Origin of the sequence: Aeromonas sp. s12, from assembly GCF_040907925.1 — a bacterium.
Lineage (GTDB): Bacteria > Pseudomonadota > Gammaproteobacteria > Enterobacterales > Aeromonadaceae > Aeromonas > Aeromonas veronii.
Genome location: NZ_JBFOCT010000045.1, coordinates 1 through 20,174 on the forward strand (window position 1 = coordinate 1; position 20,174 = coordinate 20,174).

Below are 20,174 nucleotides of genomic sequence, written 5' to 3' on the forward strand. Positions count from 1 at the left end.
GCCAGCAGGTTGGTCTGCTCGGCGATGCCCTGAATGGTGGAGAGGATGGTGTTGATCTCCTGAGCGTTTTTCTCCAGTTCCTGAATGATGTTGGAGGCCTGTTCCACCTGGGTGGCCAGATCGGTGATGGAGCGCTGGTTGCGGGCGATCACCTGCTTGCCATGCTCGCAACTGCTGGAGGAGCTGCGGGCCGCTTCGGCGGTCTGCTCGGCGTTGCTGGCGACCTCGACTGCGGTGGCTGACATCTCGTGTACCGCAGTGGCGATCTGGGAGATCTCGTTTTGCTGGCGTGCCAGCCCCTGATTGGCCTTCTCCGCCATGCTGTGGGAGGACTTGGCCTGCTGGTTGAGCTGGCCGGAGGAGTTGGAGATATCCTGCACCATCACATGGATCCGCTCGATGAAGGTGTTGACGTGTTTGGCAACCGCGCCTACTTCATCCTCACGTTCAATCTTGATGCGGCGAGTGAGATCGCCGTTGCCACGGGAGAGATCGGCAATCGCTTCGCCCAGGGTTTTCAGAGGGGCCAGCGAGCCGTTGATGGCGACATAGGAGAAGCCAGCCACGATCAATATGGTGATAAGTCCCTGAATAAGTGAGGAGGTGACCATGCGGCGTACCGACTGGTAAGCGGTTTCGTCATCCACCATCATGCCGTAATACCAATTGGTGTTGGGGATCGCGTTAAAGTCAAAGACCTCTTTCTTACCGCTGATCACCAGCTCGTTGATCGTACCGTCATGAGCGATCTGATTGATGTAAGACGCGGTCAACTCGGGGGCTAGCGTTGTGGCGGGTTTCAGACTCAGGGAGGCATCGGGGTGGGCGATGATGGTGCCGTTGCTGTCGACCAGAATGGCGTAAGTCCCCTCGGTAGTGACCGTCAGAATGTCCGAGATAAGGGCGCTGATAGAGACATCTCCGGCGATAACCCCCTGGGTGTTGCCACGCTGGAACGGCTCGGCAATGGTGACAATCAGCTGGCCTGTGGAGATGTCGGCATAAGGGGAGGTGATGGTCATCTTGCCAGCAGCCATTGCGTCTTTGTACCAGGGGCGTTGACGGGGGTCATAACCGGCGGGCAAGTCGGTCGGTTTGCTCTGGATCATTTTGCCGTCAGCGGTACCGGCATAGACCAGGTCGAAGCCACCGGCATTCATGGACTGGGCCAGATGACTGATGGGCTCATCTTCTTTGGCGAATGCTTCCTTGGTGGTGCTGACCATGCTGATCCGGGCGTCGACCCAGCGGGAGATCCCCTTGACGTTGGCCATGGAGCTTTCGTCGATGATGTTCCAGACCAGTCGCTGGGTCTCGCTGCGCAGTTGCGAGGTGTTGTACCAGACCTGCAGGCCGGTGATCACCAGAATGATGACCCCGATAGCCAGAACAAGCTTGTTTTTAATGGATAAGTTCATAGTTACATCCTTGTGAGCGTCAGTCTGAAGTGTGTGGAATCTAGTTATTGCTATAAGCCTCTGTTTATCGGCTGAAGTTGAACTCTTTGTATCCCGGTCAGCTATTTAAAGTTAGTGCCTAAATCAGTGGATATCCATGCGCGTATCGCCCCCTCACTGCGTCAGAAAACGATCTGGTCGATTGGTGAAGATTCCATCGACCCCCATGCTAGAGAGCGTTTCATAATCTTCTGGATAATCAACGGTATAAACCAGAACTTTGAGCCCCCGGCGATGGGCATCATCGACCAGCGCGGCATCGATAAAATCAACATCGCAATTGATGGACCAGGCTCCCAGTTCGTCGGCAAACTGCGCCAGGTTGAGCGGCAGGTTGGCGGTCAGGGCACCGAGCCGGATATCGGGCCGCAAGGCGGCAAATCGGGCCAGCTCCGGGTGATGGAAGGAAGAAACCACCCATTGCCCGGGAGTAAAGCCCAGCTCGGCCTCTGCCCGTCGGGTCAGGGCTGCCACCGCATCGGCGGTATGGGCGCCCTTGAGCTCGATATGCAGCTCGCAGCGTCCGGCGATGATCTCCATCACCTGCCACAGGGTCGGGATCACCTCTCCTTCACCGGCATCGAGCTGCTCCAGATAGGAGCGGGATTGCTCGGTCAGCACCCCCTTGCCATTGGTGCAGCGATCCAGCCGCCTGTCATGGAAGACCCACAACTCGCAATCGGCTGCCTGCACGTCGATCTCGATGGCTGATGCTCCCAGCTCCAGCGCTTTGGCCATCGCCTTGAGGGTGTTTTCCGGTGCCAGACCGCTGGCGCCACGGTGGGCAATAATCTGCATGTTCTGCTCCTTGTACCTCGCGGATCAGCCGCGGCTCAGGTGAATGTCGATCTGTTGATGGGGCAGGGTAAGTCCCTGCTGCTGCATCTTCTCCAGCACCAGCGAGTGAACCTCGTGAGTGATGGGCATCCGGTGATCCATGTTGTTGACGTAGAGGCGGATCTCGTAGATCAGTGCCGAGTCGGTGAATTCGATCAGGAACACCTCTGGCGTCGGCGTCTCCAATACCAGGGTCGATGCCTGGATGGACTCTTCCAGAATGCGTTGCACCAGTTTCGGATCCCGGGTCAGGCCGATCCGGATCCGCAGTTTGACCCGGGTGATGGCATCGGAGAGCGACCAGTTGATGAACTGTTCGGTGATGAAGGCCTTGTTGGGCACGATGATCTCCTTGCGATCCCAATCCACTATGGTGGTTGCCCGGGTCTTGATCTTGGTGACGGTGCCGGTGAGATCGCGGATGGTGACGGTGTCACCGAGCCGGATTGGCTTCTCAAACAGGATGATGAGGCCGGAGACAAAGTTGGCGAAGATCTCCTGCAGACCGAAACCCAGTCCCACCGAGAGGGCGGCGACCAGCCACTGGGTCTTCGACCAGTCGATGCCGAGCATGGAGAAGCCGGTGAGGGCACCGATCAGGATCACCAGATACTTGCTGGTGGTCGTGAGGGCAAAGCCGGTACCCGGGGAGAGGCTGAGGTGTTGCAGCAGGGTCAGCTCCATCAGCCCCGGCAGGTTGCGGGCAGTCACCACGGTCAGGATAAAGACGAAGGCGGTCAGCATCAGATCCTGCAAGGTGATGGCCGAGAGCTGCTCGATGCCGCCAATCTTGCTGCTTACCTGCCACACCTCGATATTGCTGAGGAAGCTGAAGGCTGAGTTGAGATCAGACCATTGCACCACCACCAGCATGGTGAAACCCAGCATCAGCAAGGTGCGCACCAGCCCCAGCGACTGGGCGCTGATGGTATCGAGATCCAGCTCAGTCTCTTCCACCACGTCCGGGGTCTCGGAGCTGAGTTCGTCATGCCCCTCTTCCCGGCCGCGCTGGGCCAGGATCTCGGCCCGCTTGCTCTTGGCGCGCTCGAAGGCGAGGCGGCGGCGCTGGATCAGCATCCAGCGTCTGGCCAGATAGTAGACCAGCAGGCAACCCAGCCCCATCAGCAGGCTAAGCTCCAGCTGGCGCAGCAGGGTGCGCGAGGTATAGAAGTAGCCAAACAGGGCGCCAATCACCGCCAGCAGCGGCGCCAGCATCAGGCTGTTCCAGATGAAGTGGTGTAGCAGATGGGGCTTGGTCATGTCGGTCTGGCCCCAGGTGAGCGGCAATCGCTCCCGGTTGAGGCGGGCAAAGAAGAGCAGTAGCCAGAGTGCACCGATCATGAAGGCCATCCGGCCGAGGGAGTCGTAGAAGGCGTGCTCCTGATAGCTGTTGGCCATCCCTTGCACGAAGAAACTCGGGATCAGCACCAGCAGCAGGGTGCGAAACTGCCCCCACACCTTTTGCACCTGTTCCCGGGGCCAGCGGAAGTGGTGGATCAAAATCCCCCGCTCCAGCGTCAGATGGCGGGCCATCACCAGCGCCAGCAGCAGAAACCAGATCTCGCCAAGGCCGCGTGCCACCGCCACCGCAAACGGGTATTGCCAGGCCCCTTCGAGCAGGCCGCGCACCATCAACACCATGGCGGGCAAGGGGAGAGCGGCAAGCAGGGAGCGCAGCAGCAAGCGGCTGGTGAGGCTGAATTTGTCCTGAGTTACCTTGCCGATCCGCGGCGCAATATGGTCGCAATAGAGGTTCAGGTGACGGGCCAGTTTGAACCAGCTCCAGGCCAGCACCAGCAGACCAATACCGGCCAGCGTGAGGCTCAGCGGGCTGTTCTCGGCGATGGCATAGGGCAGTTGCAGCCAGTTATCCGGGTTGAAGGCCAGGGTCAGCGCGGCAGGAATACCGAGCATCACCTGTGGGGTAAAGGGGCGCACATCCGGCATCCAGAACAGGTGGCTGGCGCTGATCTCACGGATCTCGTCGATCTTGCTGTTCTGGCGGCTGTAGAGCAGCTTGAGACGGGTCTGCTCCTGAATGAGGGTATCGGAGGCGTCGTTGAGCCGGGTCAGCAGCTGGCGCCGGGCCTTGAGCAGGTTGTCGAGCACAGCTTGCTGCGGCCGATCCAGCGTCACCTCCTCTTCGGCCATCAGCTTGTCGCGCAGCTGGCGGGTATCCTTGAGCCCATCCTGCTCGCTCTCGTACTGGTACTTGGCCATACGGGCGCTGACGATGGCGGACTCCAGCTTGTCGAGGGGGAACTGGGGAGGCAGATCGGAGAGTTTGCTGCGCAGGTTCTCGCCGTAGGCATTACTGATCTGCAGCCACTCCAGCTGTTCGCGTACCGAGTTGACCAGCTCATTCAGTTCAAACAGATTCTTGTCGACGCTGCGCTGCTCGTCTTGCACCCGCTCAATCTGATCTTCCAGTGTACCGAGCTGGATAGAGAGCGCCTGATTCTGCTGTTGCTGCTCCAGCAGCAGCGGCATGTCGGTGGTGAGCTGCTTGCGCAGCCGTTCGCTCTCCTCCAGCGCCTGCTCGGTCTTCTCCCTCCGCAGCTGGTTCTGCTGGGTCAGCAGGCTGGCTTGCCACTCATCCTCGTCAGCGATGGCCAGATTGAGCTCCTGCAGCTTCAGCTTGCCGAGATCGTTGCGCTGCTGGGCCGAGAGCTGCTCCAGCTCCAGCATCTGGATCCGGTCGGAGAGGCTCTGCTCTTTCATTCTGGTCAGCAGCAGCTGTGCCTCCTGCTGGCGATCCGATTCGCTGCTGAAGCTCAGTCGCTCCAGCTGGCTGCGGGTCAGTTGCAGCTGTTTGCGCAGATCGTCCACCCGCAGGTGATACTCCTGCCCGGTGCTCTCCAGCTGGTTGAGGCTGTCCATCACCCCCTGCCGCTCCTTGCGCAGGTTGAGCTGGCGGTTGCTGCTCAGGCCAATGGCCTGGCGCAGCGCCTCCTCCTTGAGGCTAGCCAGCGGCGGGCGAGCAGCGGGCTGATAGTTGTGCAGGCTCTCCTTGAGGCGCGCCGACTCCTTGGGATAATCGATAAGGATCTGCTGATAGGCTTTGCTCTGTTCACGGTAGCGCTCGGCCTCTCTGGCAAATTGCAGTGCCTGCTGGTAGCTCTCCCGCAGCTTCTGGTTTTCCGGGGTATCGCTCTTGGGCACGCTCTGCAACAGGGATTCGGCCTGGGCAATGGCATCGTCGGCGCGCACGGCTGGCGGCAACAGGATAAGGGAGAGCAGCAAGAGGGTGAGCAGGCGTTGCAACATGAGGCTCGTTTCCGTTCAGAAGAGGTGGCCCTAGCCTAAAACAGGGCAGGGAGGCGGGTAAAGCAGTCTATATTAATGATTCATAACACAAATAACAGGAAGTCGTGCTGCCGTTTCGCTATGATCCCGGCCGCTTTCTCTCCACCGAGTCGAATATGTCAGCTGTTGATCTGGGCACAGCCCCGCTATCTCGCCTTTTCTGGCGTTACGTAACCCCGACCGTGGCGGCCATGCTGATCACCGGCATCTATGTCACCATCGATGGCATCTTCGTTGGCCATGTGCTGGGTCAGGATGGCATGGCCGGTCTGATGCTGGCTTATCCCATCTGCGCCGTGCTCTATGCGGTGGGGGCGCTGATCGGCATGGGGGCCTCGTCGCTGGTCTCCTTCTATCTGGGGCAGGGCAACCCGGCCAAAGCCCGCCATATCGTCGGCAATGCCCTGGTGATGGTGTTGTTAGCCTCGGCACTGCTCAGTTTTATCGGAGTCCGTTATGGCGAGCCCATGCTGGCCTGGATGGGGGCGGAGGGGGAGATCTTCACCGCCGGGCTCTCCTACCTGCAGGCCTACGCCTGGCTGGGCGTCTTTGCGGTGCTGTCGATGGCGTTCAGCTCGCTGCTGCGCAACGATGGCCGCCCCGGATTTGTCACCCTCATCATGGTAGTCGGGGGGCTGCTCAACGTGCTGCTCGACTATCTGCTGATGGTGGTGTTTCCGTTCGGACTGGCCGGGGTGGCGACCGCCACTATGCTCTCCCAGGCAGTGACGGGCCTCGCCTGCCTGTGGCACTTCTTCACGCCGCGCAGCCAGCTGCGGATAAGCTGGGACACCCTGCGCCCAGATCTGCGGCTGATGGGCGAGACGGTGCGCCTCGGGATCTCCAGTTTTCTGATGTACCTCTATCTCTCTGTGGTGCTGGCGCTGCACAACAAGGCGTTGCTGGCGGTCGGCACTTCGCTGCATGTGGCGGCCTACGGGGTGATCAGTTACACCGAGGCCTTCTTCTATCTGGTGTTTGAGGGGATCGCCATGGGTATCCAGCCCATCGCCAGCTTTAATGCGGGCGCCGGTCACTGGCAGCGGGTGCTGCGGATCCGCAATCTGGCACTCGGAGTGACGTTGGGGATCGCCCTGTGCGCCATGTTCCCGCTTTATCTGTGGCCGGAGGCGGCGGTCTATCTGTTTGCAGGGGACAACGCTACCCTGCTGCCGGTGGCGAGCCTCGGGATCTGGCTCTACTTCTGGGGGCTGCCGATGGAGGGCTTGCTGCTGGTGGGGGCCACCTACTTCCAGGCCATCAATCGGGCCCGCATCGCCTCCCTGCTCACCGGTGGCAAGCTGGTGCTGATCGGCGGTTTCTTGTGGGGATTCTCGACCCTGTGGGGCGTGCCGGGGGTCTGGCTGGCATTGCCAACGTGCAGCTCATTGCTGGTGTTGGTGATGTGGCGGGCGATGCGTCGGGAGTCCGGCGCCCACGCGCTGGCCGGATAGATAATCAGGTTCGACGTGCAGATAGCAGACAGGCAGCCATGGGCTGCCAGTCTTGTTAGAGTATGTTTTGTTAACGGGCTCTGCCGATTCAGGGCTTGAAGGCACCGATAAAGATGGCGGGATCGACCCGGGTGTCGTTGAGGCTGACGTTCCAGTGCATATGGGGGCCGGTTGCGCGGCCGGTCGAACCGACTCGCCCGACGATGCCGCCACGTGGCAGGTTCTGGCCGAGCTTCACATCGATCTTCGACATGTGGCAGAACATGCTGATGAGCCCCTGACCGTGGTCGACAAAGACGGTATTGCCATTGAAGAAGTAGTTGCCGATCAGGATCACCTTGCCTGCGGCGGGGGACTTGATCGGGGTGCCGGCGCCCACTGCGAAGTCGAGGCCGGAGTGGGGGTTGCGCTCCTCGCCATTGAAGAAGCGACGCAGGCCAAACGGGCTGGAGAGGGGGCCGTTGACCGGCTTGTCGAACAGCAGGTTGCTTGGCTGGTTGGGGCTGAAGGTCTGGTAAGCCCAGGTCTGCTCCGCCAGCTCGCGGTTGATGCGGGTCATATCCTCGGCAAGCGGATTGACCTGACGGCTGTTCTTGAGCTTGATGTGCTGCTCGCGGTAGTGCTTGGGGGTCACGGTGAAGCCGAGAGTACGGCCATCACCTGTGGTCAGTTGCTGTGCCCCAAGCGGGTTTTTGAGAGAGATGCCGACGATGGCGATCCACCGGTTGTCTTCGCGCACTACCAGCACGGGGTTGTCGTGATAGCGGGCCGTGGGGGCAGTGGGTGACGCGCCAAGAGGGATCACCGCAACGCCGCCCGGCACCGGATGGTTGAGCAGGCGACTGATAAAACCCTCGGCCAGGGCTGACTGGCTGGCCAGTAACAACAACAGACAACACACAACTCTCATGACGATACCACTCGATGTTAAAACGCCCGGGATAGCGGGATGACAACCCCCTGTCCGGCATTCGTCGATCACTAAAGGGTGATCACGACACGTTGGCCACGACAGGTGCGGTTGGAGGAGGGGACAGATTGTGCCTCGTTATAGTCGGGGCAGCCAGTGGCGGGGCGTGGCTGACGCCCCTTTTGTGCATCGCTGCGTCAGGTTTTATGTCGTGGTCGGGTTGCGTCGCCATTGAGTCGCCCCCGCCCTGGCTCTAGAATCTGCTTCCGGCACTGATGCCACCGACACTCCGAGGAGACGATATGAACGGATTACCCCCTTTGCGCACCACTCCGGCCCGGTACACGACAGGTCGTGGCTGGCTCTGGGTTCGCAGCGGGTTCGATATCTTCAACAAGGGGATGGGGATCAGCGTGGCCATGGTGCTGGTCTGGTTTATGGTGGGCATGCTGCTGGAGCAACTGCCGGCGGGTGGCCTTATCTCCCAGCTGCTCTACATGGTGTGGGGCGCGGGTTGGGTGGCGGTCGCCGCTCGGGGTTATCGGGGGGAGCCGCTGCAGTTTGCCGATCTCTTCGCCGGTTTTCGCTACAAGTTGACCCCGCTGATGCTAGGCGGTCTGCTGGTGTTGCTGCTGTTCAGCCTGGTGGGCCTCGTCTGTCTCGGTCTGCTCTCCATGTGGGGGCTGCTCCCGCTGTTGACGCAGGATCCCGAGAGCATGGTGGTCTCAGCCAGCCAGTTGCAACAACTGCTGCTGGTATTGCTGGTGGGGATGCTGCTCATCATTCCCGTGCTGATGGGGGTCACCTTTGCTCCGGCGCTGATCTACCACCACGATATCGGCATCATCCAGGCGGTACGGCTGAGTTTCTTCGGCTGCTGGCGCAATATTTTTCCCTTCTTCTGGTGGGGGCTGCTCTCAGCCATGTTGTTGCTGTTTGGCGCTGTGCTGTTGCTGGTAGGTCTGCTGGTGGTGATCCCGGCGCTCAACTACTCTATATATGTGGCTTATCGGGATATTTTCCTGGACGAGAGTGCGCAGCCGGAAGCGCCGCACTCAGAACCATTCGGATTTGAAGCCTGATCAAGGGATCAGAGTGAAGAAGGGGCCCGCAGCGGCCCCTTCGTTATGTTTGGGTGTGCGGAGTGCTTACTCCTGCCAGATGGGATCCGCCGCCATGCGGGCCAGCAGAAAATCGAGGAAGCTGCGCAGTAGCGGCGACATCTGCTTGCGGGTGGCATACACCCCGTATACCCCGAGGCGCTTGGGTTGCCAGTCGGTCAGCAGGGGCACCAGTTCTCCGCGCTCCAGATATGGTTGTGCCGAGTAGCGGGGTTGCAGGCTGATCCCTGCGCCTTCCAGCGTTGCTTCCAGCAGCAGGTTGGAGATATTGGCGCTCAGGTTACCGCTGACCGGCACTGACTCAGGGCCATCCGGTCCATTGAACTCCCACAGGCTCTTGCCGAAGTAGGTGTAGGTGAGGCAGTTGTGCAGCGCCAAATCCTGCACCTTGTGTGGCATCGGATGACGGGCCAGATAGGCCGGGCTGGCACAGACTACCGAGTGGCAGGTGCCGAGACGGCGCGCCACCAGATTGGGGTCGAGGTCGTTGGTGATGCGCACCGCCAGATCGATCCGCTCCTCCACCAGATTGACGGTTCTGTCGAGCAGCAGAATGTCGATGGCCGTTCCCGGGTATTGCGCCAGATAGTCGTTGGCAGCACCGACCAGCAGCGCTTCTGACAGGGAGTAGCTGCTGGTGATCCGCAGTTGCCCTTTGGGGGCGTCATCCCCCTTCACGGCGATCTGCTCCATCTCTTCGCCGAGCGCCAGCATGGCGCGGGCCCGGTTCAGCGCCTCCTCTCCTGGCCCGGTCAGACTCAGACGACGGGTGGTGCGGTGCAGCAGGCGGGCGCCCATCCAGCTCTCCAGCTCGGCCAGATAGCGCGACACCATGGCGCGCGACATATCCAGTTTCTCTCCGGCGCCGCTCAGGCTCCCTTGTTCGACTACGCTGACAAAGACCCGCAAGGCGGTCAGTCGATCCATGTATGGCTCTCTATATGTTCGATATGTGCAACAGTGATGCGCTTTTTATGCTGTATTTGCACCTTAAGTGATCCAATACACTGTGTCCATCAAATGAACCCCCGAATACTTAATGAGGAATAGATGATGAACAACACCCTGATCCGCAACCTGACTCTGGCGACCACCCTGCTGAGTGGCGCCGCACTGGCCGCCCCCCTGAGCGTGACCGTCTACAACCCTGGCGAGAAGGCGATCTTCCCGGTCTCCTCCTCACTGGTGACCGGTGACAAAGAGGCCATCCTGATCGATGCCCAGTTCGATGTGCAAAATGGTCAGGCGCTGGTCGACATGATCAAGAAGAGTGGCAAGAAGCTGACCACTGTCTATATCAGTGCCGGTGACCCCGACTTCTACTTCGGTCTGGAGCCTGTCATGGCGGCGTTCCCGGATGTCAAAGTGCTGGCCGACCAGCATGTGGTTGACCATATCAACAAGACCAAGGATGCCAAGCTGAGCTACTGGAGCCCGATCCTCGGCAAGGGTGCACCGAAGAGCCTGACCGTGCCGCAAGTGATGACCGCCAGCCACCTGACGCTGGATGGCGAGAAGATTGAAATCAAAGAGATGAATACCCCGAATGCCTACCTCTGGGCCCCTTCCATCAAGACTGCTTTTGGTGGTGTGCCGGTCTACCACGGGGTGCATGTCTGGATGGCGGACAGCCAGACCAAGGCGGCTCGCAGCAACTGGGTCAAGGCGCTGGATAACCTGCTGGCCCTGAAACCCGAGCGCGTGGTACCGGGCCACTTCCTGGGGACTTCTCCTAAAGGCACTGCTGCTGTGACCTTTACCCGTGACTATGTACAGCGTTTCGAACAGGAGCTGGCCAAGGCGAAAAACTCCGGTGAGCTGATTGAGGCTCTGAAGAAGGCCTATCCGGCACTGCCGGTTGACGATGGTCTGGCCATCGGTGCCAAGGTCAATACCGGCGAGATGAAGTGGTAAGCCACTGAGCCTGCTTTCCCTGTGTTTTTTTACCGGGCCTAAGGGCCCGGTTTTTTATCCGAGATTGAAGTGAGAATGAAGATGAGCGAACAACAAACCACCCTCCATTATGTCTATGACCCGCTCTGTGGTTGGTGCTACGGTGCCGCCCCCCTGTTGCAGGCGGCAGCCACCATTGCTGGGCTCAAGATCGAGCTGCATGCGGGCGGTCTCTGGCTGGGTAGTCGCCGTCAGCCGATGGGCGAGGCATTGCGTGATTATGTGCGCCCCCATGATCAGCGGATCGAGGCGCTGACCGGTCAGCATTTTGGCGAACGCTACTTTAACGAACTGCTGCTGCGGGAGGGCTCTCTGCTGGACTCCGAGCCGCCGATCCGTGCGGTTTTGGCCGTCACGACATTGGGGGGCGATGGGCTGGTCATGTTGCACCGGATCCAGCAATCCCACTATCGGGACGGGATCTGGATTGGTGAACCAGCGTTTCTAGCCACGCTAGCGGCAGAGCAGGGGATTGCAGCCGAGGCATTCCAGCAAGCTTATCTGCAGGCCCCCTTGCTGCAACATCTGGCAGATAGCCAGGGCTGGATGAAACGGCTGGGCGGTCAGGGTTATCCCACCCTTGGGTTGATGCACAACGGTAAGGGGAGTGCTGTTCGAGTGGCTGACTTTTTGGGCGATCCAGCCGGGTTGCGTCAGCATCTTCTTGAGTTGATGGAATAGTTATTAGAATGTGAACGGACAAGGTCTCTTTAGAAGTGGAGTGAATGAGCCGATATTCCTGTATGCAGAAGCGATATGAAAGCCTTCGACTTTCTGCTTGCAGACTATGCTCTATGTGACCATTCCCGGCGGATGTTGCGGGAGTGCAGACTCATTTCAAGGAAGCCCCCATATGTTCAAAAACATGTCTATCGGCCAGAAATTGAGTGCCGGATTCGCCATCCTGGCACTGCTGGTACTGGGCTTGGCCTGGTTTTCCATCAGCCAGTTGGCAAAGCTCTATGGTGATACCGAAACCATCACTGACAACCTGCTGCCGTCAACCCGCTATGCCAGCCAGATGCATGTTGCCATTCTGGATGCGCGCCGCTCAGAGCTGGCCCAGGTCATCGGTGGTCTGAACAAGGATGATCAAGAGGTCAGCGATCGCACCCTGACCTTCAATAAGGCCAAGCAGGAGTTTGAACAGGCCGCCCAAAAATACGGTGCTTTACCTTTCGCTACTGGCGAAGAGAAACAGGTTTATGAGCAGGTGGTTGCGGCGGGGGCCAAGTATTTTGCGGTGCATGACCAACTGTTGAGCGCCTTTGCTGCTGGCGATCTGGAGCGAGTCAGAAGTCTGCGCAAAAACGAAACCCGGGTCGCTCTGGAGGAGGTGGGAGCAAAATCCTTCCGCTTGCGGGAAATCAATAACGAGATTGCGGCCCAGATGACAAAAGATGTGGAGGCGCTCTACAGCAGTGCCAGAACCATGAGCGTCATCGTCAGTCTGGTGACGCTGGGTTTTGTGGTGGCAATTGCCTGGCTGCTGACTGGTCAGATCCGCAACCCCGTGATGGCGTTACTGGAACAGACCCGTCGTGTCTCCTCTGGTGATCTCACCTCCCGTATCGATATGCAGCAGTTCAACAATGATGAACTGGGAACCCTTGCCAAAGGGTTTGGTGAGATGCAGACCAATCTGCGCACCCTGGTGAGTGAAGTATCGGGCTCTGTGGTTCAACTGAGTTCCGCTGCGGAGGAGATCAGCTCTGTTGCCAGCCAGTCAGCCAACAACATGCATGCTCAGCAACATGAGCTGAACCAGCTGGCGACGGCGATGAACGAGATGCAGGCTACGGTGCAGGAGGTCTCTCGCAACACCAGCGATGCGGCCAGTGCCGCTACCTCGGCCAGCGAAACGGCAGAGATTGGTGCGCAAACGGTGAATGACTCCATTCTGCGCATCGAGCGGGTCGCCGGTGCCATCGAGAGTACCGCGGTGGTGATCCGCCAACTGGGCGATGACAGCCGCAATATCGGTATGGTGCTAGAGGTGATCCGTGGCATTGCCGAACAGACCAACCTGCTGGCATTGAACGCCGCCATTGAAGCGGCCCGTGCCGGTGAGCAGGGGCGGGGTTTTGCGGTGGTGGCCGATGAGGTGCGTACTCTGGCCAAGCGCACTCAGGATTCCACCTCCCAGATCAACACCATTATTGCCGAGTTACAGCAGCGTGCCGAACAGGCCGGCAGTACCATGCAACAGAGTCAGGAGCTGATGAACACCACGGTTGCTACCGCGCGGGAAGCGGGCGAGTCCATTTCCCAGATCAGTGGCTCGGTCAGCAGCATCTCTCACATGAACATCCAGATTGCAACGGCCACCGAAGAACAGGGAGCAGTGAGCGAGGAGCTCAACCGTAACGTGGTCAATATCAGCCATGCTTCCGAAGAGGTGGCCGCCGGTGCCACCCAGATGGCTCAGGCGTGCAACGAGTTGAACCATTTGGCTACCCAGTTGCAGGATATGGTGCGCCGTTTCAGGGTGTAATCCCTCGGCGAGTCAAACAGCCCGATTACCGCAAGGTGATCGGGCTTTTCTGTTTTGGAGAGGTAGCCAGAGAGGTTCACCGCGAGCGGATGACTTGTCCCGCCGGACGATATTGTGCATGCTGATGGCCCATTTTCCAGGCAGGACTCTTGCTGTATGAATCTTCGCGATCTCGAATATCTGGTGGCGCTGGATGAGGAAAAACATTTTCGCAAAGCTGCTGAACGCTGCTTTGTCAGTCAACCCACCCTGAGCGGCCAGCTGCGCAAGCTGGAGGATGAACTCGGGGTCATTCTGATCGAACGTACCTCGCGCAAGGTGCTGTTTACTCCGGCTGGCGATGCCATGGCCCATCAGGCGCGTCGGGTGCTCAAGGAGGTGCGCGAGCTCAAGAGCATCGGTCAGCACTTCTCCGAACCGATGTCAGGGGAGATCCATATCGGTTTTATTCCGACCGTGGGCCCCTACCTGTTGCCCCGCATTATCCAGACCCTGCGTGAGCGTTTTCCCCAGCTGGAGTTTTACCTCTATGAGGAGCAGACCCAAACCCTGCTCAAACGGCTGGAAGAGGGGGAGCTGGATTGCGTCATTCTGGCCGAGATGCCAGGGATGGAGGGATTTGGCTCAATCCAGCTCTACCACGAGCCGATGTGGCTGGCGGTGCCTTGCCATCATCCCGAAGCACAGGCCAGGCAGGTGCCACTCGGCAATCTAAAGGGCAAGAAATTGCTGATGCTGGCCGATGGCCACTGTTTGCGGGATCAGGCGATGGGATTCTGTTTCGCTGGCGGGATAGGTGAGGATCAACGCTTCAAGGGCACCAGTCTGGAGACCCTGCGCAACATGGTGGCCGCCGGTAGTGGCATGACCCTGGTGCCAAAGCTGGCCGTACCTGCCGATCATGATGAGGGTGGTGTGAGCTATCGACCTGTGGTTGACCCTGTGCCGGGGCGCACCATCTCGCTGCTCTATCGCCACTACTCGGTGCGTCGCCCCTGTTTCAACGAGCTGGCCGCCTCGATCGCCACGCTGATGAGCAAGCAGTTGGCCCAATAAAAAAACCGGCAGCCAAGGCTGCCGGTTTTGCTTCTGCCGCAAGAGCAGCTTAGAAGATATCGTCGGTTGAGACAGGCCCTTCCACATCGGGGTTGTCACCGCCGTAGACCTGATTGCCATCCGAGCTCGGTGCTGCGTAGCGGGTCGGCTCGGTCCCTTCCTTGAAGTATTCGTCGGTGCCGCCACTGGTTGCCAGCAGGCCGGTTTCGCTATCAATCTTCACTGTCATGATCCCTTCGGGAACCGGCATTTTGTGCTCCGGCAGCTTTTTGAGGGCGACTTTCATGAAGTCGATCCAGATAGGCTGCGCGGCGCCGCCACCAAACTCGGCACGGCCAAGGCCACGCTGGTGGTTGTCAAAACCGATCCAGGAGGTGGCAACGATGTCCGGGGTGTAGCCGGAGAACCAGGCATCCCGCGATTCGTTGGTGGTACCGGTTTTGCCTGAGATATCGTGACGTTTCAGGTCGCGGGCTGCACGCCAGCCGGTACCACGCCAGCCGTTGCCACCCCAGATGGCTGTGCTCAGGGTGTCGGTGATCAGGAACGCACTCTGGGCACTGATGGTATGCGGGGCGATGGTTGGCGCGAGAGGGGTCTGCGTGCCATCTTGTGCGGCTCCATCAACAGTTGGCTCCGGTAGTGTGCTCTGCTCGGGTGCGGCCTGCTGTTCGCAGGTGGTGCAAGCAATAGCAGGATTGGCCTGATAGAGGGTGTTCTCCAGACTGTCGGTCACTTTGTCAATGAAGTATGGGGTAACCAGGAAGCCACCGTTGGCCAGTACCGAGTAACCACGTACCACTTCGAGGGGGGTGAATTCGGCAGCGCCCAGCGCCAGCGACTCATGGGGAGAGATGAAGTCGCGGGGGAAGCCAAAGCGGGTCAGACCGTCGATATAGGTATCCAGACCGATGGCGCGCATCAGTCGAACCGACATCACGTTCTTGGACTTGGCCAGACCCAGACGCAGCGGGGTGGGGCCATCATAAACGGCCGGGGAGTTCTTGGGCTGCCACATGGGCCCTTTTGACGGATCCCACTGGTTGATCGGCGCATCGTTGATGAGCGACGCCAGGGTATAGCCATGCTCCAGCGCGGTCGCATAGAGGAAGGGCTTGATATTGGAACCGATCTGGCGACGCGCCTGATCGACCCGGTTGAATTTGGAGAGTTCGAAGCTGAAACCACCGACCAGTGCTTCCAGTGCCCCATTTTTCGGGTTCATGGCAACCAGCGCGGCGTTGACGTCCGGGATTTGGGCCAGCAGCAACTCTTCGCCCTCTTCCCGTACCCAGATCTGGGCGCCGACTTTCAGCACATCGCGCGCCGATTTCGGGGCATAGCTCTGACGGTCGTCGGTAATAAAGGAGCGGGCCCATTTAATGCCGTTCCAGCCGAGCTCTGCTTCCTTGCCATTCTTCAGTACCAGCGTGGCGCTGCGATCACCAAGCTGGGTCACGACCGCCGCCATCAGCGGATCATAAGTGGGCTGCTTGCCAAGGTGAGCGACAATCTGCTCGTAATCCCAGGCTGTCTCGCCAGCCTTCCATAACTGAGCCGTTGGGCCGCGATAGCCGTGGCGCATGTCATAGGCAAAAACGCCATCGAGCAGTGCCTGTCTTGCCGCCCGCTGACGTTCGGCAGAGACGGTAGTGTAGACGTGCAGGCCCATGGTATAGGCATCTTCACCGAACTGCTCGACCATCTTCTGGCGCACCATTTCCCCCAGATAGGGGGCGTGCAGGGTCACTTCGGCGCCGTGAAAACGGGCCTTGATCGGCATCTTGGACGCTTCGTCAAACTGGGCTTGGGTGATCTTGCCGGTTTCCAGCATCCGGCCCAGCACCACGTTGCGGCGAGCAAAGGCGCGCTCGGGGGAGCGGATGGGGTTGAGCATGGAGGGGGCTTTCGGCAGACCTGCAATGATGGCGATCTCGTCCAGTCCCAGATCCTTGACCTCTTTACCAAAGTAAACCTGTGCCGCAGCACCGATCCCGAAGGAGCGATAACCGAGGGGGATCTTGTTGAGGTAGAGTTCGAGGATCTCATCTTTTGAGAGATTCTGCTCGATCCGCCAGGCCAGGAAGACCTCCTTGATCTTGCGGATGATGGTCTTCTCATTGCTCAGGAAGAAGTTGCGGGCAACCTGCTGGGTGATGGTACTGGCACCCTGACGGGCATGGCCGGAAACAGCCCAGACAGATGCGGCTCGAATGATACCTATCGGGTCAATGCCCGGGTGCTCATAGAAACGTGCATCTTCGGTCGCCAGTACGGCATCGATCATGGGTTGCGGAATTTCGTCCAGACGCAGCGGAATGCGACGAATTTCGCCATATTGGGCGATCAACTCTCCATCCCGGCTGTAAACCCGCATCGGGGTTGCCAGCTTGACGTCACGCAGTGCGGTGACATCGGGCAGTTGGGGTTTGATATAGAAGTAGATACCGATGAGGCTGGCAACACCCAGCACTGCACCCAGCATCATGACAATAAACAGGCGAACGAGCCATTTCAGCATGGAAGAACTACCAATCGTCTTAAAATTAGCCAACGGGCGCAGAGTATAGCCCTTTTGCCATCGGGAATTCGAGGTTTTCCTGTGGCGAGCCACCCACCTCAAAAGGATGCGAGAGGTTAGCACTACGGGGAGCAATAACCAAGGAGGGCCACTTGCCATGAAGAAAGCGAGATGGGTCACTTTTCGGCATAAACTTTATGACATTGATAGTTAGAGCATTTAGGATGAGTGAAGCACTCCTCTGATCGGGTGTCCTACACTCTGTTCAGGAATAAAACCAAATAACGCATGGATGTGTATATGTTTGGGCTTTTTAACAAGGGATCCCTCCTCCCTCTGGTGGGCATTGATTTTGGCAGCCAGACCATCAAGGCCGTTACCCTCAGTGGCCGACCCGGCAAGCTTCATCTCGAATCTGTCGCCGATATTGCCACCCCGAAAGGGACGCTGGTTGACTATCAATTGCAGGATATCGAGCGCGTCAGCCAATCTCTCAAGACCCTCAAGCGTCTTATTCCAACTCACAGCGACTATGCCGCCACTGCGGTGACCGGTTCCAACGTGATTACCAAGGTGATCCAGATTGATGCCCGCCTCAGCGACAAGGAGCTGGAGAATCAGGTGCAGCTGGAGGCCGAGCAGATCATTCCCTTCCCCCTCGATGAAGTGAGCCTCGACTTTGAGGTGCTGAGCACCAACAACAGTGAAGATCGTCAGGATGTGCTGCTGAGTGCAGCCCGTACCGAGAGTGTCAACGGCCGGGTCAGCGCCCTTGCCGAAGCCGGTATTGCCGTCAAGGTGGTGGATGTGGGCGCCCATGCGCTGGGTCGTGCCGTGGTGGCCTGTCTGCCCGAATTGCAGGAGAGTGAACGGCCGATCGGGGTGATAGATATCGGTGCCAGTGCCATGACCTTTGCGGCGCTGGTCAAGGGAGAGGTGATCTACTCCCGCTTGCAAAACTTCGGCGGCGATCAGTACAGCCAGGCGCTCTCCTCCTTTTATGGCATGACGCTGGATGAGGCTGAGCAGGCTAAAACCAAAGGTACCTTGCCTGTTGACCATGAGCTGGATGTGCTGATGCCCCACATCAACTCGCTGCTGCAGCAAGTGCGGCGCAATATCCAGCTCTTTTGCAGTTCATCCGGTTATCGCGACATCGCAAAACTGGTGCTGACGGGGGGAGGCAGTCTGCTGCCCGGTTTGTTGGTGCAGGTAAAAGAAGAGGTCAATTGCGAGGTATTGCACCCGGATCTGTTCGCTCTGTTTGGCAAACCGAAAGGAGAGGCCGAGCTGGTACATGGTGCTAAATATATGACGGCATTCGGGTTGGCTCTGAGGAGTTTCACACCATGTCAAATATAAACCTTCTACCCTGGCGTGAAGCCCGGGCCCAGCGCCAAAAGAAACAGTTCGGGGCCTTGCTGGGGATTTTTGTGCTGGCCACGGTCGCGCTGGGATTTTTTGCCAACTGGCTGGTTGATCGCCAGATCGTCGCCCAGCAGCAGCGCAACCAGAGGCTGGTTCAGGAGATGACTATTCTGGATGCCCAACTGGGGGAGATCCGTCTGCTCAAAGAGCGTCGCAAGGAATTGATCGATCGGATGCAGCTCATCGAGCAGTTGCAGATGCGACGCAATGTGCCCGTCCGCCTCTTCAATCAGCTGCCTTCATTGGTACCCAATGGGGTTTACCTCAACACCCTCTCGATGCAGAACAATATTATTGATGTAAATGGCAAGACCGAAGCCTATGGTCGGGTGGCCAGCATGATGCGGCGGATTGATGGTTCCGGTTGGTTGGGTCAGGCAAAGATAAGCACTATTTTTGCGGCTGATGTTGCGCCAGTGTCATTGAGCCAGTTTTCCATGATGTTCCTGATCGCCAACAATGCTGCGGCTGCAGGGAATGTGGCCAAGGAGCAACAATGAACCTTCAGCAACTCAACGAGTTGGATATCAATGACATAGCAAGCTGGCCAAAATGGGCAAAAGGGGTCTTCATCTTTTTCTGCTGCGTGTTGACCGGCGGCGCCATCTACTACTACGTGATTGCCAACTCACTGACCAGTTTGACTCAGGAAGCGGGGAAAGAGACCGAACTGAAAGCCCAGTTTGAAAGCAAGGCGATGCTGGCTGCCAACCTGGGGGCATACAAGGCGCAAATGGTTCAGCTTGAGCAACTGGTTGATACCCAGCTCAAGCAGTTGCCCAATACCCATGAGGTCGCCGGTCTGCTGGACGATATCAGCTTTATTGCTACCGACAACGGCTTGAAATTGAACCGGATCAACTGGGAACCCGAGGTAAAGCACGAGTTTTCAACCGAGCTACCAATGCGTATCGAAGTCGTGGGCACTTACCATGAAATTGGCAAGTTCACCTCTGACATGGCCGCTTTGCCCCGTATCGTCATCCTTGACTCCTTCACTCTGGGTCAGAGCAAGGATGAAGGGGAGCTGATTTCGATGTCGATGCTGGCCAAGACCTACAAGTACAACGGTAAAACAGTGGAGCCGAAACAATGAGACGCATCTGCTGGTTATTGCCTGCTCTCTTGCTGGCGGCGTGTGGTGGCCAGGAGGACATGGATAGCTATGTCGCCCAGACCAAAGCAAGGCCGCCCATACCTATCGAGCCCTTGCCCGAGCTGAAGCCCTTTGCCCCCATGCACTACCAGCAACGCGAGTTGCGCAGCCCCTTCATGGTTCCCCAGCCTGAGGCGACGGTCGGAAGTACAAGTACTACCAAGGCCCAGCCGGATTGTGCTCAGACCCTGATCGATCGTGAGAAAGAGGTGCTGGAAAATTATTCGCTGGCCAGTCTGTCGATGCATGGTTCTTTGGGTAAGGCAGGTCAGTTGTGGGCCTTGATCAGCACCCCGGATGGCAAATCGATGCGGGTCGGGCTCAACCAGTATATGGGGCTTGATCAGGGCCGGGTCATCAAGATCACTGACACTGCCGTGGATTTGCTGGAAACCATTCCGGACGGGAAGGGGTGCTGGGTAACAAGAGAAACCCAGTTGGCAATGGCCAATGTGCAAGAAAAACAATAATCAGGGACGAA

General features: G+C 58.6%; 16 protein-coding genes. 10 read left to right on the forward strand and 6 right to left on the reverse strand.

All coding sequences use genetic code 11. From position 1 onward, the window contains the following. The 3 genes from AB5Y67_RS21200 to mscM form a co-directional block, all read right to left on the reverse strand. Positions 1 to 1,418 (reverse strand): methyl-accepting chemotaxis protein (locus AB5Y67_RS21200; protein WP_368166881.1); only part of this gene is annotated, 1,418 nt, incomplete at its 3' end. Between the two features lie 153 nt (positions 1,419 to 1,571). Continuing rightward, positions 1,572 to 2,255: a glycerophosphodiester phosphodiesterase family protein gene (locus tag AB5Y67_RS21205; RefSeq protein WP_199427312.1), complete on the reverse strand. Its 684-nt coding sequence runs from the start codon at positions 2,253 to 2,255 to the stop codon at positions 1,572 to 1,574. 24 nt (positions 2,256 to 2,279) lie between these two features. Further along, positions 2,280 to 5,561, reverse strand: a complete 3,282-nt coding sequence (gene mscM, locus AB5Y67_RS21210; RefSeq protein WP_005362283.1) for a miniconductance mechanosensitive channel MscM — start codon at positions 5,559 to 5,561, stop codon at positions 2,280 to 2,282. Positions 5,562 to 5,716: 155 nt separating this feature from the next. On the opposite strand from mscM, the gene AB5Y67_RS21215 reads away from it, so the two are divergent. Further along, positions 5,717 to 7,054, forward strand: coding sequence for an MATE family efflux transporter (locus tag AB5Y67_RS21215; protein WP_199427311.1), 1,338 nt, complete (start codon positions 5,717 to 5,719; stop codon positions 7,052 to 7,054). Positions 7,055 to 7,142: 88 nt separating this feature from the next. Here AB5Y67_RS21215 and AB5Y67_RS21220 read toward each other — a convergent pair whose 3' ends face one another. After that, entirely contained in the window at positions 7,143 to 7,964 is an 822-nt protein-coding gene (locus AB5Y67_RS21220) for a peptidoglycan DD-metalloendopeptidase family protein (protein WP_199427310.1), read from the reverse strand. A 302-nt stretch (positions 7,965 to 8,266) separates the two neighbouring features. Between AB5Y67_RS21220 and AB5Y67_RS21225 the strand changes: the two genes are divergently transcribed. Beyond that, a complete protein-coding gene (locus AB5Y67_RS21225; protein WP_199427309.1) occupies positions 8,267 to 9,046 on the forward strand; it encodes a BPSS1780 family membrane protein in 780 nt (259 codons plus the stop codon). A gap of 66 nt (positions 9,047 to 9,112) precedes the next feature. Here the strand turns inward: AB5Y67_RS21225 and AB5Y67_RS21230 are convergent, their stop codons facing one another. Further along, positions 9,113 to 10,012 carry a LysR family transcriptional regulator gene (locus AB5Y67_RS21230; RefSeq protein WP_005362277.1) on the reverse strand — a complete coding sequence of 300 codons (900 nt, stop codon included), beginning with the start codon at positions 10,010 to 10,012 and terminating at the stop codon, positions 9,113 to 9,115. A 126-nt stretch (positions 10,013 to 10,138) separates the two neighbouring features. Here AB5Y67_RS21230 and AB5Y67_RS21235 point away from each other — a divergent pair, with 126 nt between their 5' ends. The 4 genes from AB5Y67_RS21235 to oxyR all read left to right on the forward strand — a co-directional run bounded on the left by AB5Y67_RS21235 (position 10,139) and on the right by oxyR (position 14,588). Further along, the gene (locus tag AB5Y67_RS21235; protein ID WP_199427373.1) at positions 10,139 to 10,999 is read left to right on the forward strand and encodes a Vmh family MBL fold metallo-hydrolase; all 861 of its coding nucleotides are present in this window, start codon (positions 10,139 to 10,141) and stop codon (positions 10,997 to 10,999) included. Between the two features lie 75 nt (positions 11,000 to 11,074). After that, positions 11,075 to 11,719: a DsbA family protein gene (locus AB5Y67_RS21240; protein ID WP_199427308.1), complete on the forward strand. Its 645-nt coding sequence runs from the start codon at positions 11,075 to 11,077 to the stop codon at positions 11,717 to 11,719. A gap of 172 nt (positions 11,720 to 11,891) precedes the next feature. Next, positions 11,892 to 13,532, forward strand: a complete 1,641-nt coding sequence (locus AB5Y67_RS21245; RefSeq protein WP_199427307.1) for a methyl-accepting chemotaxis protein — start codon at positions 11,892 to 11,894, stop codon at positions 13,530 to 13,532. 156 nt (positions 13,533 to 13,688) lie between these two features. Then, positions 13,689 to 14,588 (forward strand): DNA-binding transcriptional regulator OxyR, encoded by a 900-nt coding sequence (gene oxyR / locus AB5Y67_RS21250; RefSeq protein WP_005354003.1) that lies wholly within the window; start codon positions 13,689 to 13,691, stop codon positions 14,586 to 14,588. Between the two features lie 49 nt (positions 14,589 to 14,637). On the opposite strand, the gene AB5Y67_RS21255 is transcribed toward oxyR, so the two are convergent. Beyond that, on the reverse strand, positions 14,638 to 17,109 hold the full coding sequence (locus AB5Y67_RS21255; RefSeq protein WP_199427306.1) for a penicillin-binding protein 1A: 2,472 nt from the start codon (positions 17,107 to 17,109) through the stop codon (positions 14,638 to 14,640). Positions 17,110 to 17,409: 300 nt separating this feature from the next. On the opposite strand from AB5Y67_RS21255, the gene tapM reads away from it, so the two are divergent. From tapM to AB5Y67_RS21275, 4 genes are read left to right on the forward strand one after another with little or no spacing between them, the layout of a single operon-like run. Beyond that, positions 17,410 to 18,471 carry a PilM family type IVa pilus assembly protein TapM gene (gene tapM, locus AB5Y67_RS21260; protein WP_005335023.1) on the forward strand — a complete coding sequence of 354 codons (1,062 nt, stop codon included), beginning with the start codon at positions 17,410 to 17,412 and terminating at the stop codon, positions 18,469 to 18,471. Then, on the forward strand, positions 18,459 to 19,037 hold the full coding sequence (gene tapN, locus AB5Y67_RS21265; protein WP_005353997.1) for a PilN family type IV pilus biogenesis protein TapN: 579 nt from the start codon (positions 18,459 to 18,461) through the stop codon (positions 19,035 to 19,037). The genes tapM and tapN overlap by 13 nt, the downstream gene beginning before the upstream one ends. Next, complete coding sequence (gene tapO, locus AB5Y67_RS21270; RefSeq protein ID WP_064340840.1) at positions 19,034 to 19,633, forward strand: PilO family type IV pilus biogenesis protein TapO; 600 nt, start codon at positions 19,034 to 19,036, stop codon at positions 19,631 to 19,633. The genes tapN and tapO overlap by 4 nt, the downstream gene beginning before the upstream one ends. After that, the gene (locus AB5Y67_RS21275; protein WP_064340841.1) at positions 19,630 to 20,163 is read left to right on the forward strand and encodes a pilus assembly protein PilP; all 534 of its coding nucleotides are present in this window, start codon (positions 19,630 to 19,632) and stop codon (positions 20,161 to 20,163) included. The genes tapO and AB5Y67_RS21275 overlap by 4 nt, the downstream gene beginning before the upstream one ends. The last annotated feature ends 11 nt before the right edge of the window (positions 20,164 to 20,174 follow it).